This is a genomic window from Arthrobacter sp. FW306-07-I (assembly GCF_021800405.1).
GTDB lineage: Bacteria > Actinomycetota > Actinomycetes > Actinomycetales > Micrococcaceae > Arthrobacter.
The window spans coordinates 1349481-1363430 of sequence record NZ_CP084550.1 but is presented as its reverse complement, the minus strand read 5'-3'; the positions used below and the strand labels follow the sequence as shown (position 1 = coordinate 1363430).

Sequence of the window (13950 nt, the reverse complement as noted above, 5' to 3'; positions counted from 1 at the left end):
AGAGAGGGCCGTGGCCCGGCGAACCAGGCCACGGTCCCTGCGTTGGTGGCTTAGCCCTCGAGGAGTTCCGTCACGAGCGCTGCGATGGGCGAGCGCTCGGAGCGGGTGAGGGTGACGTGGCCGAAGAGCGGGTGTCCTTTGAGGGTTTCGACGACGGCGGCGATTCCGTCGTGGCGGCCCACGCGGAGGTTGTCCCGCTGGGCGACGTCGTGGGTGAGGACGATCTTCGAGTTTTGGCCGATGCGGCTCATGACCGTGAGGAGGACGTTCTTTTCGAGGGACTGGGCCTCATCGACGATCACGAAGGCGTCGTGGAGGGAGCGTCCGCGGATGTGGGTGAGCGGCATGACTTCGAGCATGCCGCGGTCCATGACCTCCTCCACCACTTCCTGGCTGACCAATGCGCCCAGGGTGTCGAAGACTGCCTGCGCCCAGGGGTTCATCTTCTCCGACTCGGAGCCCGGCAGGTAGCCGAGTTCCTGGCCGCCCACGGCGTAGAGGGGCCTGAAGACGATCACTTTGCGGTGTTCGCGGCGTTCCAGCACCGCCTCGAGGCCTGCACAGAGGGCCAGTGCGGACTTGCCGGTACCGGCGCGGCCGCCGATGGAGACGATGCCGACGGCGGGATCCATCAGCATGTCGATGGCCAGCCGTTGCTCGGCGGACCGGCCGTGGAGTCCGAACACGTCCCGGTCGCCCTTGACCAGGCGGACCTGCTTGTCGGCACCCACCCGGCCGAGCGCCGAGCCGCGGTTGGAGAGTAGCACCAGCCCGGTGTTGACGGGCAGTTCGGCGGCGGCGGGGATGAAGACAGGCTCGTGGCCGTACAGGGTAGCGATCTCCTGCTCGTCGGCTTCCACTTCGGCGACGCCGGTCCAGCCGGAGTCCTTGACCAGTTCGTTGCGGTATTCGTCAGCGGTGAGGCCCATGGCGGAGGCTTTGACCCTCATGGGCAGGTCCTTGGAGACTACGGTGACGTTGCGTCCCTCGTTGGCCAGGTTCTTGGCCACGGCGAGGATCCGGCTGTCGTTGTCGCCGCTGCGGAAGCCCAGGGGCAGGACTTCGGAGGAGATGTGGTTGAGCTCCACCATCAGGGTGCCGCCCTCGTCGCCAATGGGGAGGGGCTGGTTCAGGCCGCCATGCTTGACCCGGAGGTCATCCAGGAGCCGCAGGGCCTTCCGGGCGAAGTAGCCCAGCTCCGGGTCGTGCCGCTTGGCTTCGAGTTCGGTGATGACGACGACGGGGACAACCACCTCGTGTTCGGCGAACCGCAGGAGTGCGCGGGGATCGGAGAGCAGGACGGAGGTGTCGATGACGAAAGTGTGGATGTCGGCTTCCCTTCCGGAGACAGCAAAACCGGCCGCAGCATCAGTTGCCGCGCCGGTTTCAGAGGTGTTTCGCTCAATGCGAGAGGTAGCTTTCCTGCCCTGTCCAACCAGGACCTCGGGCAGTTGTTCAGAAGTAGCCACATCGACTCCAGCCCCGGGCGCAAGCCCGGAATTGTTAGTGGTGAGGCGGCTCGGCCACGAGGCCGGGTCCGGCCTCCCATACAACCGGTGCGATGTTTCGCTCCATGTACTGGCCTCCCCGATCAGCCGGCGGTTTTGCCTGCTGATGGATATAACGTAAATCCACAGCAGGCCATTTCCGCAACCATTTGGCGGCGATTTCTCCGGCGGATGTATGAACTCGTGGTGAACCGGGGGTTTCAGGCCCCAAAGCGCCGTTGCCGGCCCGCGTAGTCGCGCAGGGCGCGGAGGAAATCCACCTTGCGGAAGGCCGGCCACAGTGCCTCGCAAAAGTAGAACTCGCTGTAGGCGCTCTGCCACATGAGGAAGCCTGAAAGCCGCTGCTCCCCTGACGTCCTGATCACAAGGTCCGGGTCCGGCTGGCCGCGGGTGTAGAGGAAGCGTGAGATGTCATCGACGCACAGGTCATCGGCAAGCTTTGAGATGTCCATGCCCTTGGCGACGGCGTCATGGAGCAGTTCCCGGACGGCGTCCACGATCTCCCGGCGGCCGCCGTATCCCACGGCGACGTTGACGTGGATCTTCTCCCGGACGGGGGTCCTGGCGGTGAGCTTGTTGAGCCGTTCGGCCAGGTAGTCGGGAAGCAGTTCAGGAGCACCCATGGCATGGACCGAAATGTTGGCGTCCTCGTCCAGCCGGTCCAGCGTGTTGGCGATGATGCCCATCAGGAGATCAAGTTCCTCGCTGGAGCGGTTCATGTTGTCCGTGGACAGCATGTAGAGCGTCACCACCTTGACGCCGAGTTCCTGGCACCAGCCGAGGAATTCGTGGATCTTGTCAGCGCCGGCCTGGTGGCCCTGACTGGTGGGTGCATTGAACTGTTTGGCCCAGCGGCGGTTGCCGTCCACCATGACACCAATGTGCCGGGGAATCCGGTCCCTCGGGAGGTCCTTGAGCAGCCGGCGCTCGTAATAGCCATAGAGGAACCCGGGCAACTCCACGCGTCCACTCACCTGACTTTCCTGCCGTACGTACATCCACATCCTAGGCTACCGCCGGCGGGACCCCGGGACCGGCGGCATGGAACAACAACAGCGCAGCATTGTTACCGACGGGTAACTTACCGCCCCGTAAGTTATTCTGGGGGCATGGACAGCAACTCCCCCACGGACTCCCCGTCACCCCGGCGAGAGGACCGGAACGCCGACTCGAAACCGGAATCCAACGCCGTGGATGACGCCGCCGTCCGCCTGGCGGAACTGCTGATGATCAAGCCGAGGTGGCGGGGCTGGATCCACACGGTCACCGCGCCGCTGGCTCTGGCCGCGGGCACCATCCTGGTGGCCCTTGCGCCCACCCCGGACCGCAGGATCACCTCTGCCGTCTACGCTGCCACCGGCGTCCTGCTGTTCGGAGTCAGTGCGGTTTACCACCGCGGCAACTGGTCCCCGCGCGTGAAACTCGTCCTGAAGCGGCTGGACCACACCAACATCATGTTGGTGATCGCCGGCACCTACACACCGCTGGCATGGACACTCCTGGAACGCCAGCAGGCAGTGGTGCTCCTATGGGTGATCTGGTCAGGGGCCATCCTTGGCGTGCTCTTCCGGCTGCTGTGGACTGATGCGCCCCGCTGGCTCTACGTGCCCATCTACATCGCACTGGGCTGCGGCGCCCTCTTCTACCTGCCACAGTTCTTCCAGGCGAGTGTCCCCTCGGCCGTGCTGATCTGCGTGGGCGGGGTCCTCTACATCACTGGCGCTGTTTTCTACGCCCTGAAGAAACCCAACTTCAGCTACCACCACTTCGGCTTCCACGAACTGTTCCACGCCCTCACGGTGCTCGCCTTCGCCGCCCACTTCGTGGCGATCGCACTGGCCGTCCTCGCCTAAAGCCGGCAGTCCTCTTCGAGGGACCGGACGCCCCCGGGAACATGCCTACTCGCGCGGCTGCGAAAGCCCGTTCGCCGGGCCGTTGCCCTTGAAGTCCGGCGCAGAAGGGTCCGCAGAAGGGTGCGTGCCGTCGTCGAGCCCGTCCTGGACGTCCGCCGCGTCCACGTCTGCCGCAGCTGCCGCCGCCATGCGCTCTTCCTCCACCTGGGCGCGGTAGCGCACCCTTCGGATCCGCCGCACCATGTCAACGATGAGCAGGGCGGTTGCCACCACAAAGAAAGCCGTCATGATGAACCCCAGCAGGCCCGGCGTCACCTGGTCCTCGGAGATGCCGTCCCGCAGCGTGGGGGTGGGCATCGGGGTCGGCGTGGTGGCGAGGGTGAGGAGCAGAGAATGCACGGTGGATACCTTCTGGTGGAACGGATGCAGCAGGCAGCGGACGGATGGGGCCGTCACGGGCCCATCTTCTACGCGGGATAGAAATAGCCTGCCTTGTCTATCTTAGCCCCGCGAACAGGTCCTTCTCGGGGAGTTCCGAGTGCACCCGGGAGTGGATCAGCGAATAGTCCTCCCACGGCCAGACGCGGCGCTGCATGTCCGGCGAAACGGCGAAGAAGAACCCGAGGGGGTCCACCTGGGTGCGGTGGGAGCGCAGCGCATCGTCGCGCATTTCGAAAAAGTCGCCGCAGTCAATCTGCGTGGTGGTGGGGTGCGCGGCCGGCGGCGGGGTGTGCCCCTCGGCGTCGGACTCCAGCCAGGCCGCCAGCCGCTCGGCGTAGGGCGACTGCAGCCCGGCCTCTTCCAGCGCAAAGTGCAGCGCGCGGAACCGCTCGGGGCTGAAGGCGCGGTCGTAATAGAGCTTGCTGGGTTCCCAGGCCTCCCCCGCGTCCGGATAGCGGCTGGGATCGCCGGCGGCTTCAAAGGCTTCCACCGCAACGCGGTGGGCCATGATGTGGTCCGGGTGCGGGTATCCGCCGTTCTCGTCATAGCTGAGGATGACGTGCGGTTTGAAGGAACGGACCAGCCGCACCAGGGGCGCTGCCGCTTGGTGCAGCGGCAGCGTGGCGAAGGAACCGGCGGGCAGCGGCGGGAGCGGGTCGCCTTCGGGAAGGCCTGAATCGACAAAGCCGAGCCACCGCTGGCGGATGCCCAGGATGGCGGCGGCCCGCTGCATCTCGAGCCGGCGGGCGCCCGCCATGTCCCGCTTGGGATGCGGTTCACCTTCGACGGCAGGGTTTTGGATGTCGCCCCGGGACCCGTCCGTGCAGGTTGCCACCAGTACGTCCACTCCGGCTGCCGCGTACATTGCCATCGTCGCAGCGCCCTTGCTGGACTCGTCATCCGGGTGGGCGTGGACCGCGAGCAGCCGGAGCGGCACCTGGGAGTTGCTGGACGCTGTCATGGAAGGGACGGCTCCTTATTTTTCTTTTGCGGCTAGTGGCAGCTTACGGATGATGGTCGCGGGAACATTGCCTCACCGGCAGTTGCAGCCACCGCAAGGCGGCGGCGGAAAGGGAACTAAACTGGTCTGGTGACTTCCCCGGACCAGCCGGCCCAACCCGCGCCCGCAGACACTAGCCTAGCCAATCGCTATGGTGCTAAAAAGCGCCGGCTCTCCCCCAAGGCCGCGCGGGCTGCGATCGCCGTCGCGATGGCCGCCGGCATCGGGTTCCTGGCCTGGGTCACCACCTCCAATTCCCTTTCCGGCGTGACGTACAAGGACGTGGGGTACAGCACCACCGATGCCACGCTCGCCGAGGTGGACTTCCAGGTCACCCGCGAACCGGGCAATCCGGTCAAATGCGCCGTGAAGGCGCTGGATTCCAAATTCGCGGTGGTGGGCTGGAAGGTGGTGGACATTCCGCCATCGGCGGCTGATGGAACGGCCGACGGCGGCAGGACAGTGGCCCAGCGCGTCACCTTGCGCACGGAGTCGGCGTCCGTGTCCGGCGTGGTGGACAGCTGCTGGATCCCCCGTGGAGAGTCATAGGGCATGTGATCTGCAACGCTTCCCTGTTGGGTTATCTCCAGAGGATTGACTACAATAGAGAGATACCTTTACCCCGCTGAGCTGGTTACTGTTCCACAAGTGGCCACCGTGGCGGGGTCTTTTGCATGTAGGACCACTAGAGGAGAAGTCCGTGTCTACCACCAACAGCGCATCTGCAGCCTGGCTGACCCAGGAAGCTTTTGACCGCCTGAAGGCAGAGCTGGACCACCTTTCCGGCGCAGGCCGGGCGGAGATCGTCCAGAAGATTGAAGCAGCGCGGCAAGAGGGGGACCTCAAGGAAAACGGGGGCTACCACGCGGCCAAGGAGGAGCAGGGCAAGATCGAAGCCCGCATCCGCCAACTGACGGCCCTGCTCCGCGATGCCCATGTGGGTGAAGCACCTGCCGATGACGGCATCGTGGAACCCGGCATGATCGTAGTGGCCAGGATCGCCGGTGACGAGGAGACCTTCCTGCTCGGATCACGCGAAATCGCGGGCGACTCGGACCTGGACGTCTTCAGCGAGAAGTCGCCCCTCGGTTCTGCCATCCTGGGCCACAAAGAGGGCGAGAGCCTCAGCTACGTCGCGCCCAACGGCAAGGAGATCAAGGTGGAGATCCTTTCCGCCAAGCCGTACACCGGCTAGCCCTGGCCCTGCACGGCACAAGCTGTGTGATGAGGCAGGAAGCCATGCCGGCTGAAGAGCGGCGGCCGTCCCCACAGGGACGGCCGCCGCTCTTCTTTTAGTTCATGGTGGGGCAGGCCGCGTTGAGGGCCTGCCCTTAGAGTCCCCGCCCAATGGCTGGGGTGCGCGGACGCAGCAGCAGGGCGGCCACCACCCCGCCGGCCGCACCGCCAAGGTGCGCCTGCCAGCTGACATAGCCGGCTACGAAGGGCAATGCGCCGAGCAGGATGCTCCCATAGCCCAGGAAGAGAACCACGGCGAGCAGGATCTGCCGCCAGCTGTGGTTGAAGAACCCTCGGACCAGGAGGAACGCGAAAAGCCCGAACACCAGGCCGGAAGCACCCACCGTGACACCGTTCCCGATGAACCAGACGGTCAGGCCGCTGCCCAGCCAGCTGAAAGCCAGGGCGGTGAGGAAGACGCGCAGCCCGGAGAGGAACACCAGGAAGCCGAAGATCACCAGGGGCAGGCTGTTGGACAGGAGATGGTTCAGGTTTGCGTGCAGGAGCGGGAAGGTGAAGATGTCCAGCAGTCCGTCGGGGCTCCTGGGCCGCAGGCCGAAGGTCCGGGTGAGGGCGCCCATCATCAGGGTATTGACCACTTCAATGGCGAACAGCAGGGCCAGGAAACCGCCCAGCACCACCAGTCCGCCCTTTGCGCGGGCCGCGATGGTCTGCCGCTCGGGGCTTCGCCCGTTACCGGTGAAGCCGTTACCCAATCCGGCCATGGCCGCTCCTAATGCACCACGATCGGCTGGAAACCCTCGGCACGCAGTGCGCTGAGGACCTGCTCCCCGTGCTGGTGGCCCTTGGTCTCCAGGTTCACGGTGATGGAGACGTCGCCCATGCTGATGGAGCCCCCCACCCTGGTGTGGTCAAGGCCGGTAACGTTGGCATCGTTTTCGGCAATGATGCGGGCGATGGTTGCCAGTGAACCGGGCCGGTCATCAAGCATCATGCGGACCGTCATGTACCGGCCTGCGGCGGAAAGGCCGCGCTGGATGACCTTGAGCATCAGCATGGGGTCGATATTGCCGCCGGACAGCACGGCCACCGTGGTGCCCGGGTTCTCGATCTTGCCGTCCATGAGGGCGGCCACGCCCACTGCGCCCGCGGGTTCCACCACCATCTTGGCCCGTTCCAGCAGGAAGATCAGGGCACGGGCCAGGGAGTCCTCGCTGACCGTGACAACGTCGTCCACCAGTTCCCGGATGATGCTGAAGGGCAGCTGCCCCGGCCGCCCCACAGCGATGCCGTCCGCCATGGTGGAGACCTTCTTGAGCGGCACCAGCGCATCTGCGGCGAGCGACGGCGGGTAGGCTGCAGCGTTCTCCGCCTGGACGCCGATGATGCGGATCTCCCGGCCAAGTTCGCGGGCGCGGGCCTTGATGGCCACGGCGACTCCCGCCAGGAGGCCACCGCCGCCCACACCCATGAGGACGGTGTCCACGTGGGGCACCTGTTCCAGGATCTCCAGGCCCACAGTCCCCTGCCCCGCCACTACGTCCACATTGTCGAACGGGTGCACGAAGACCATGCCGGTTTCATTGCTGTAGCGCTGGGCTTCGGCGAGCGCCTCGTCCACGTTGTGCCCGTGCAGGATGACTTCGGCCCCATGGCTCCGCGTGGCGGCAAGCTTGGGCAGTGCTACGCCCAGGGGCATGTAGATCCGGGCCTTGATGCCAAGACTTTTGGCAGCGACTGCAACGCCTTGGGCATGGTTGCCGGCGGAGGCCGCCACCACGCCGCGCTTCTTCTCGTCAGGAGAGAGCCGCGCCATCCGGACATAGGCTCCGCGGACCTTGAACGAGCCCGCACGCTGCAGGTTCTCGCATTTGAAGTAGACGTCCCCGTCCACCATGCCGCCCAGCGCCCGGGACGACTCCACGGGTGTGCGCGCGATAATCCCATCAAGCAGCTTCTGCGCCTCAAGGACATCGTCCAGCGTGACGGGAAGGGTTTCAAGGATCTTCACGGACTACTCTCCTCTGGGTTCTGCCCCTGGGCCCTCCACGGAGGAGGAGGTGCGGGCATCACGGTGTTCGGCTGCAGTGCCGGCCGCCGTGTCCCTTCCTGCGTCGGATGCAGAGGGTGGTTCAACGTCCTGGATGGTGTTGTCCCCGCCCGCTCCGGCTGTAATGGGCTTCCCGGCGACAACCGGCACCTGTTCATGTTCCCACGTTCTGGCCGCGATGTAGCGAATGGCCGAGTTTGCTACGGCCAGGATGGGCACTGAGAACAGCGCGCCGGGGATGCCGGCAAGGTAGGAGCCGGCGGCGACGCTGAGGATCACAGCCACCGGGTGGAGCGATACTGCCTTGCCCATGACCAGCGGCTGCAGGATGTGGCCCTCAAGCTGCTGGACCGCGAGGACGATTGCCAGCATGATCAGGGCGTTGACGGGTCCATTGGCCACCAACGCCAGCAGGACGGCGACGGCGCCGGTCACCAGGGCGCCCACCACGGGGATGAACGAGCCAAGGAACACCAGCACTGCGAGGGGAAGCGCCAACGGGACGCCCAGGATGGCGGCGCCTACGCCGATGCCAAGGGCGTCGACGGCGGCGACGAACATCTGGATGCGCGCATAGCTGACCATGGAGGCCCACCCCTTGCGGCCTGCGCCGAACGTGGCGGCCCTGGCCTTGCGCGGAAGCATCCGGACCAGGAACGCCCAGATCCGGTCACCTTCCAGGAGGAAGAAGATGAGGATGAAGAGGGAGAGGAGCATTCCGGCTGCGAAGTGGCCGGCGGTGCTGCCGACGGACAGGGCCCCGCTGACGATGCTGCTGCTGTTGTTCTGCACCGCATCGGTGGCTTCCTTGATGTACTGGTCGATCTGGTCTGCGGTGAGATGCAGCGGACCTGCTGACAGCCAGTCCTGGACCTGCCGAACGCCTTCCAGCGCCTGCGAGTAGAGTTCGCTGAAGCCGACGGCCAGCTGCCTGCCCACCAGGGCGAGCGCACCGACAATGACTCCGATGAAGCCCAGGATGGTGACCGCGACGGCGAGCCCAGCCGGAAGTCCGCGCCGCTTCAGCCAGGCTGTCACCGGGCTGAGCAGCCCGGCGAGGAGGGCGGCCACCATGATGGGGATGATCAGGAGGGTGATGTGGCTGAGCAGCCACACCAGCGTCCCTGCCATCAGGAGGATCAGGCCCAGGCGCCATGACCAGGACGCCGCTATGCGGATTCCGTAGGGTATGTCCCTGTCCAGCTCACGGTCAGTCAGGACGCGCAGGGGCGCAGCCGCGGCCGCCGGTGCTGGAGCGGTACGGGCGGGCGCTGTATGGGCAAGGGTAACGTCGTCCTCTTTAGGCGTCATATCCCCATACTTCCCCAGCAGCGCCCCAATGCAAACTAGAGGCAGGGCAAACTACCGGCCCGCCCCGCCTGGCGTGTAGTCGATGCCCCATTCCATGCTGAAGGACTCTCCCGGGGGCAGCCATCGAAGGCCGTCACCGGAGTTGAACGCGTTGGCTGGTCCCGTCATGGGCTCCACGGCCACAGCGCGGGTCCGGCCCGGGTACAGCGTGCTCACATAGACGTGGACGTAGCGGCAGGCTTCATCCTGCCAGAGCGACACCGCGCTGCCGTCGGCCGCGGCCAGGGTGTGCCGGGCCTTTCCGTCCTCGTACTGCAGGTCGGTCAAGGCCACGTCCACGGCTATGTCCGCAACGTGCCGGCCGGAGCGGAAGTCGGTGTCCCCGTCCACGGGGGCAGAACTACGCGGGATCAGGCGCTCATCGGTCACCAGCCGGGTATCGGCGGCAACGGTCAGCTGCAGTTCCTCCACGGGGGCGTCGCCAACGCGCAGGTAAGGGTGCGCGCCGAGGACGAAAGGTGCAGCTGAAGCGGAATCATTGGTGAGGGTTTGCCGGACGTGCAGCCCCAGGTCTCCCGAGAGCTGGTACTCCACGCGGTGCCGCACCAGGAACGGGTAGCCGTGCTGCGGGAAGACTGCCGCCTCCAGTGCGACGGCGTGCCGGGACTCCCCCACCAGCGCGTAGCCGGTGTTGCGGAGCAGGCCGTGGCTGGCGTTGTTGCGGGACACCTCGGTGATGTCCAGTTGCTGCTTCCTGCCGTCCAGGATCCACTGCCCGTCCTCCACCCTGTTGACCCAGGGCGCCAGCGTGATGCCGGCACCGCCGGGGGCGATCTCATCATCGCCATAGGTCTCGGTCAGCAGGACCTCTCCCCGCGTGAAGGAGCGGAGTCCGGCGGCAAGTTCGGTGACCACGGCAACGGCATCGCCGCGCCGCAGCTCGTATTGCCGGCCGGTAGCGCATGGCCGGGCTGCGGAGGGTGCGTTAGTTCCCTGTTCGGAAGAGGCTGTCATGGCCAATACCGTACAACGCGCGGCCCGGGTCTTCGCATACGCCGCACTGTTACTTTTTGTTGTTAACTATTCATTCTTGAGCGTTTATGCGAGACTTTTTGCATGACAGGGATTACCAGCACCACACTCTCCGACGGCCGGGAGCTGATCTACTTCGACGACGCCGGCACCACGACCTCGCGCGCGGAACACCTCACCACAGACCACCGCGGGCTGCCGCCGCGGGGTGAACCGGGCGAGGTCCGCTTCGATGCGCTGACGGACGAATGGGTGGCCATCGCCGCACATCGCCAGGCCCGTACCCACCTCCCCCCGGCAGACCAGTGCCCCATTTGTCCCACCACGCCGGGCAACGCTTCCGAAATTCCTGCCGCCGATTACGACGTTGTGGTCTTCGAAAACCGGTTCCCCTCCTTGGGGCCGGCCCTGGGACCAGTGCCGGACGGTGCCGCATGGGGAACGAAAGGACCTGCCTACGGCCGTTGCGAAGTAGTGTCTTTCACCCCCGAACACACGGGGTCCTTCAGCGGCCTGACCCCGGAGCGCTCCCGCACGGTGATCGAGGCGTGGTCGGAGCGCACCGCTGCCCTCAGCGCCATGGAAGGCATCAAGCAGGTCTTCCCGTTCGAGAACCGCGGGGCCGATATCGGTGTGACGCTGCACCACCCCCATGGCCAGATCTACGCCTACCCATATGTCACACCGCGCGCAGGAGTCCTGGGTGCCGCCGCCAGGAAGTACTACGACGCAAAAGACGGCAGGGACACCCTGACCGGCTCGCTGCTGCGTGCCGAACGGGAAGACGGCAGCAGGATGATCCTTGAAGGCAGTCACTTCAGCGCCTACGTGCCTTTCGCAGCCCGCTGGCCGCTGGAAATCCACCTCGTTCCGCACCGCCATGTCCCCGACCTGGCCGCGCTGGGCGGGGAGGAGAAGGATGAGCTGGCCCAGGTCTACCTGGACCTGCTCAAACGTGTGGATGCGCTGTACCCCACGCCAACGCCCTACATTTCCGCTTGGCACCAGGCGCCGCTGGACGACGTCCTCCGGCCGGCCGGCTACCTCCACCTCCAGCTGACTTCCCCCCGCCGGGCCGCCGATAAACTGAAGTACCTGGCCGGGTCGGAGGCAGCCATGGGCGCCTTCATTAACGACACGACGCCGGAAATTGTGGCGGAGCGGCTGCGCGCAGTGGTGGTCCCGCCGTCGTCCACGCCTGCTGCCGCCATGGCGGCCACCCCGGAAGGAGCCTCAGCATGAACATTCAGGAACAGGACCAGGCCGGCACGGCACCTGCCGCCCGTGTAGACCTTGACGCCCGCTTCGAGCAGGAGTTCGGCAGCGCGCCCGACGGCGTATGGCAGGCTCCGGGGCGGGTGAACCTCATTGGCGAACACACCGACTACAACGAGGGCTTCGTCCTTCCCTTCGCCATCGACCGCACCGCCCGCGTGGCCGTTGCCGTCCGCCGGGACGACACCGTACGGCTGCTGTCCACCTACGGGGACCAAGGCGTGGTCAGCACCACCATCGGCTCGCTGCAGCCCGGCACAGCGAAGGGCTGGACCAAGTACCCCCTGGGCGTCGTGTGGGCCCTTCGGGAGAAGGGCATCGAGGTCCCCGGACTGGACCTGCTCCTGGACTCAAACGTGCCGCTCGGAGCCGGCCTCTCGTCGTCGCACGCCATCGAATGCGCGGTCATCACGGCCCTCAACGACCTCACGGGCGCCGGCCTGGCTGCCCAGGACATGGTGCTCGCCACCCAGCGGGCGGAAAACGACTTTGTCGGAGCGCCCACGGGCATCATGGACCAGTCCGCGTCGCTGCGCGGCTCAGAGGGCCACGCAGTCTTCCTGGACTGCCGGGACCAGACGGCAAGCCTGGTGCCCTTCGAGACGGGGCCCGCGGGCCTGGTGCTCCTGGTGATCGACACCAAGGTGTCGCACTCGCACTCTGACGGGGGCTACGCCTCACGGCGCGCATCCTGCGAGCTGGGCGCCGAAGTACTGGGAGTGAAGGCCCTGCGGGACGTCCAGGTGGGCGATCTTGAGGAGGCCAGCGGCCTGCTGGACGAGGTGACATTCCGGCGGGTGCGGCACGTGGTCACGGAGAATGACCGGGTGCTCCAGACCGTTGAGCTGCTGGGCGGCCCCGGCCCCAGCGCCATCGGTCCCCTGCTGGACGCGAGCCACGCCTCCATGCGCGACGATTTCGAGATTTCCTGCCCCGAGTTGGACCTGGCTGTGGACACCTCGCGGGCCAACGGGGCCATCGGCGCCCGCATGACGGGCGGCGGGTTCGGCGGAGCAGCCATCGCGCTGACCCCGGTGGACGCCGAACAAAAGGTGCGTGACGCCGTCGTGAAGGCTTTCGCCGACGCCGGCTTCACCGCGCCGGAGATCTTTACCGTCACCCCTGCCGCCGGGGCCATGCGGATTGCCTAGCCGGGAGGCGGCAGCATGATGCCTTAAACGGCCGTGGGCCCCACCGGTTTGGTGGGGCCCACGGTATTTAACCTACGACGACGGAAGCTGCCTGGGTGCCTAGTCGTCGCCGCGAAGAATGGCCAGCAGGCGGATGATCTCCACGTACAGCCACACCAGGGTGACAGTCAGGCCAAAGGCCGCCGTCCAGGAGAAGCGCTGCGGGGCGCCGCTGCGGACACCTTCCTCAATGCTGGTGAAGTCCATGATCAGCGAGAAGGCAGCAAGCCCGATGGCCAGCAGGCCGATGAAGACGCCCAGCATTCCGCTGCGCAGGCCGAAGGGTTCGTTCGTCACGCCGGTCAGCATCATGACGAGGTTGACGATAGAGAAGAGGGCGTAGCCGCCAAGTGCGATCATGAAGAACCGCATGGCCTTGGGTGTTGCGCGCACCTTGCCGCTCTTGAAGAGAAGCAGGGTCACGGCGAACACCGAGAGCGTGCCCACAACCGCCTGCAGCCCTACACCGGGGTATTGCGTGTCCAAGATCCGGGTCAGGCCACCGAGGAAGAGTCCTTCCAAGGCCGCGTAGGCGAGGATCAGTGCCGGCGACGGCTGCTTCTTGAAGGTGTTCACGAGGGCCAGGACGAAGCCGCCCAGTGCGCCGACGATCATCAGCAAGGAGGCCAGCGGCAGGCCGACGGTGAGCGTGATGGCTGCGCCCACCAATACTGCACCGAGGCAGGCCGCGGTCTTCATGATGACGTCGTCAAAGGTCATGCGGCCGGTGTCTGCGGGACCGGCGGACGGCTGGGCGTACATCTGCCGCAGCTGTTCGTCGGTCATGTTCTGCGGCTGCGTGCCCCAGCCCTGCTGGCCGTAGGGTGCCTGGCCGTATGACGGCTGGCCGTACGGCGACTGGCCGTATGACTGCTGGCCGTAGGGAGCGCCATAAGGAGCCTGCGGGACAGGCGGTGCCTGGGTGGCTCCACGGAAACTCTTTCCGTTGAAGATCGGGTTGCCGCCAAGTGCCATTGCGGTGTTCCTCCATGTGGGTGTGGGTGATGGTTTTGTTACGCTACCAATTCCCACGTGGCGGCGGCCGGGAAAGTTCCCCAGGGGCCCGGTTGCAACCGAACCGTGACCGTTGCGT

At 66.1% G+C, this 13950-nt stretch carries 14 protein-coding genes; 5 read left to right on the top strand and 9 right to left on the bottom strand.

The window, feature by feature from the left end:
• Nucleotides 1–50: 50 nt before the first annotated feature.
• Both LFT46_RS06350 and LFT46_RS06345 read right to left on the bottom strand, forming a co-directional pair.
• Nucleotides 51–1469 (bottom strand): PhoH family protein, encoded by a 1419-nt coding sequence (locus LFT46_RS06350; RefSeq protein ID WP_236801582.1) that lies wholly within the window; start codon nt 1467–1469, stop codon nt 51–53.
• A gap of 239 nt (nt 1470–1708) precedes the next feature.
• Nucleotides 1709–2470 (bottom strand): isoprenyl transferase, encoded by a 762-nt coding sequence (locus LFT46_RS06345; RefSeq protein WP_272910836.1) that lies wholly within the window; start codon nt 2468–2470, stop codon nt 1709–1711.
• A gap of 249 nt (nt 2471–2719) precedes the next feature.
• On the opposite strand from LFT46_RS06345, the gene trhA reads away from it, so the two are divergent.
• Nucleotides 2720–3361, top strand: a complete 642-nt coding sequence (gene trhA / locus LFT46_RS06340; RefSeq protein ID WP_236802804.1) for a PAQR family membrane homeostasis protein TrhA — start codon at nt 2720–2722, stop codon at nt 3359–3361.
• 45 nt (nt 3362–3406) lie between these two features.
• Here the strand turns inward: trhA and LFT46_RS06335 are convergent, their stop codons facing one another.
• Complete coding sequence (locus LFT46_RS06335; protein ID WP_236802803.1) at nt 3407–3760, bottom strand: hypothetical protein; 354 nt, start codon at nt 3758–3760, stop codon at nt 3407–3409.
• 97 nt (nt 3761–3857) lie between these two features.
• Nucleotides 3858–4763, bottom strand: a complete 906-nt coding sequence (gene mca / locus LFT46_RS06330; RefSeq protein WP_236801577.1) for a mycothiol conjugate amidase Mca — start codon at nt 4761–4763, stop codon at nt 3858–3860.
• Between the two features lie 129 nt (nt 4764–4892).
• Between mca and LFT46_RS06325 the strand changes: the two genes are divergently transcribed.
• Both LFT46_RS06325 and greA read left to right on the top strand, forming a co-directional pair.
• On the top strand, nt 4893–5351 hold the full coding sequence (locus LFT46_RS06325) for a DUF4307 domain-containing protein (protein WP_236801576.1): 459 nt from the start codon (nt 4893–4895) through the stop codon (nt 5349–5351).
• Nucleotides 5352–5502: 151 nt separating this feature from the next.
• Entirely contained in the window at nt 5503–5997 is a 495-nt protein-coding gene (greA, locus tag LFT46_RS06320) for a transcription elongation factor GreA (RefSeq protein ID WP_236801575.1), read from the top strand.
• Between the two features lie 136 nt (nt 5998–6133).
• Here greA and LFT46_RS06315 read toward each other — a convergent pair whose 3' ends face one another.
• From LFT46_RS06315 to LFT46_RS06300, 4 genes are read right to left on the bottom strand one after another with little or no spacing between them, the layout of a single operon-like run.
• Nucleotides 6134–6763, bottom strand: coding sequence for a rhomboid family intramembrane serine protease (locus tag LFT46_RS06315; RefSeq protein WP_236801573.1), 630 nt, complete (start codon nt 6761–6763; stop codon nt 6134–6136).
• An 8-nt stretch (nt 6764–6771) separates the two neighbouring features.
• On the bottom strand, nt 6772–8010 hold the full coding sequence (gene ilvA / locus LFT46_RS06310) for a threonine ammonia-lyase (RefSeq protein ID WP_236801571.1): 1239 nt from the start codon (nt 8008–8010) through the stop codon (nt 6772–6774).
• Nucleotides 8011–8013: 3 nt separating this feature from the next.
• Nucleotides 8014–9360 (bottom strand): AI-2E family transporter, encoded by a 1347-nt coding sequence (locus tag LFT46_RS06305; RefSeq protein WP_236801569.1) that lies wholly within the window; start codon nt 9358–9360, stop codon nt 8014–8016.
• Between the two features lie 51 nt (nt 9361–9411).
• On the bottom strand, nt 9412–10374 hold the full coding sequence (locus LFT46_RS06300) for an aldose 1-epimerase family protein (protein ID WP_236821610.1): 963 nt from the start codon (nt 10372–10374) through the stop codon (nt 9412–9414).
• A gap of 102 nt (nt 10375–10476) precedes the next feature.
• Here LFT46_RS06300 and galT point away from each other — a divergent pair, with 102 nt between their 5' ends.
• Entirely contained in the window at nt 10477–11634 is a 1158-nt protein-coding gene (galT, locus tag LFT46_RS06295) for a galactose-1-phosphate uridylyltransferase (protein ID WP_236821609.1), read from the top strand.
• A complete protein-coding gene (gene galK / locus LFT46_RS06290; RefSeq protein ID WP_236821608.1) occupies nt 11631–12818 on the top strand; it encodes a galactokinase in 1188 nt (395 codons plus the stop codon). The genes galT and galK overlap by 4 nt, the downstream gene beginning before the upstream one ends.
• 99 nt (nt 12819–12917) lie before the next feature.
• Here the strand turns inward: galK and LFT46_RS06285 are convergent, their stop codons facing one another.
• Nucleotides 12918–13832, bottom strand: coding sequence for a Bax inhibitor-1/YccA family protein (locus LFT46_RS06285; protein WP_236821607.1), 915 nt, complete (start codon nt 13830–13832; stop codon nt 12918–12920).
• Between the last annotated feature and the right edge of the window lie 118 nt (nt 13833–13950).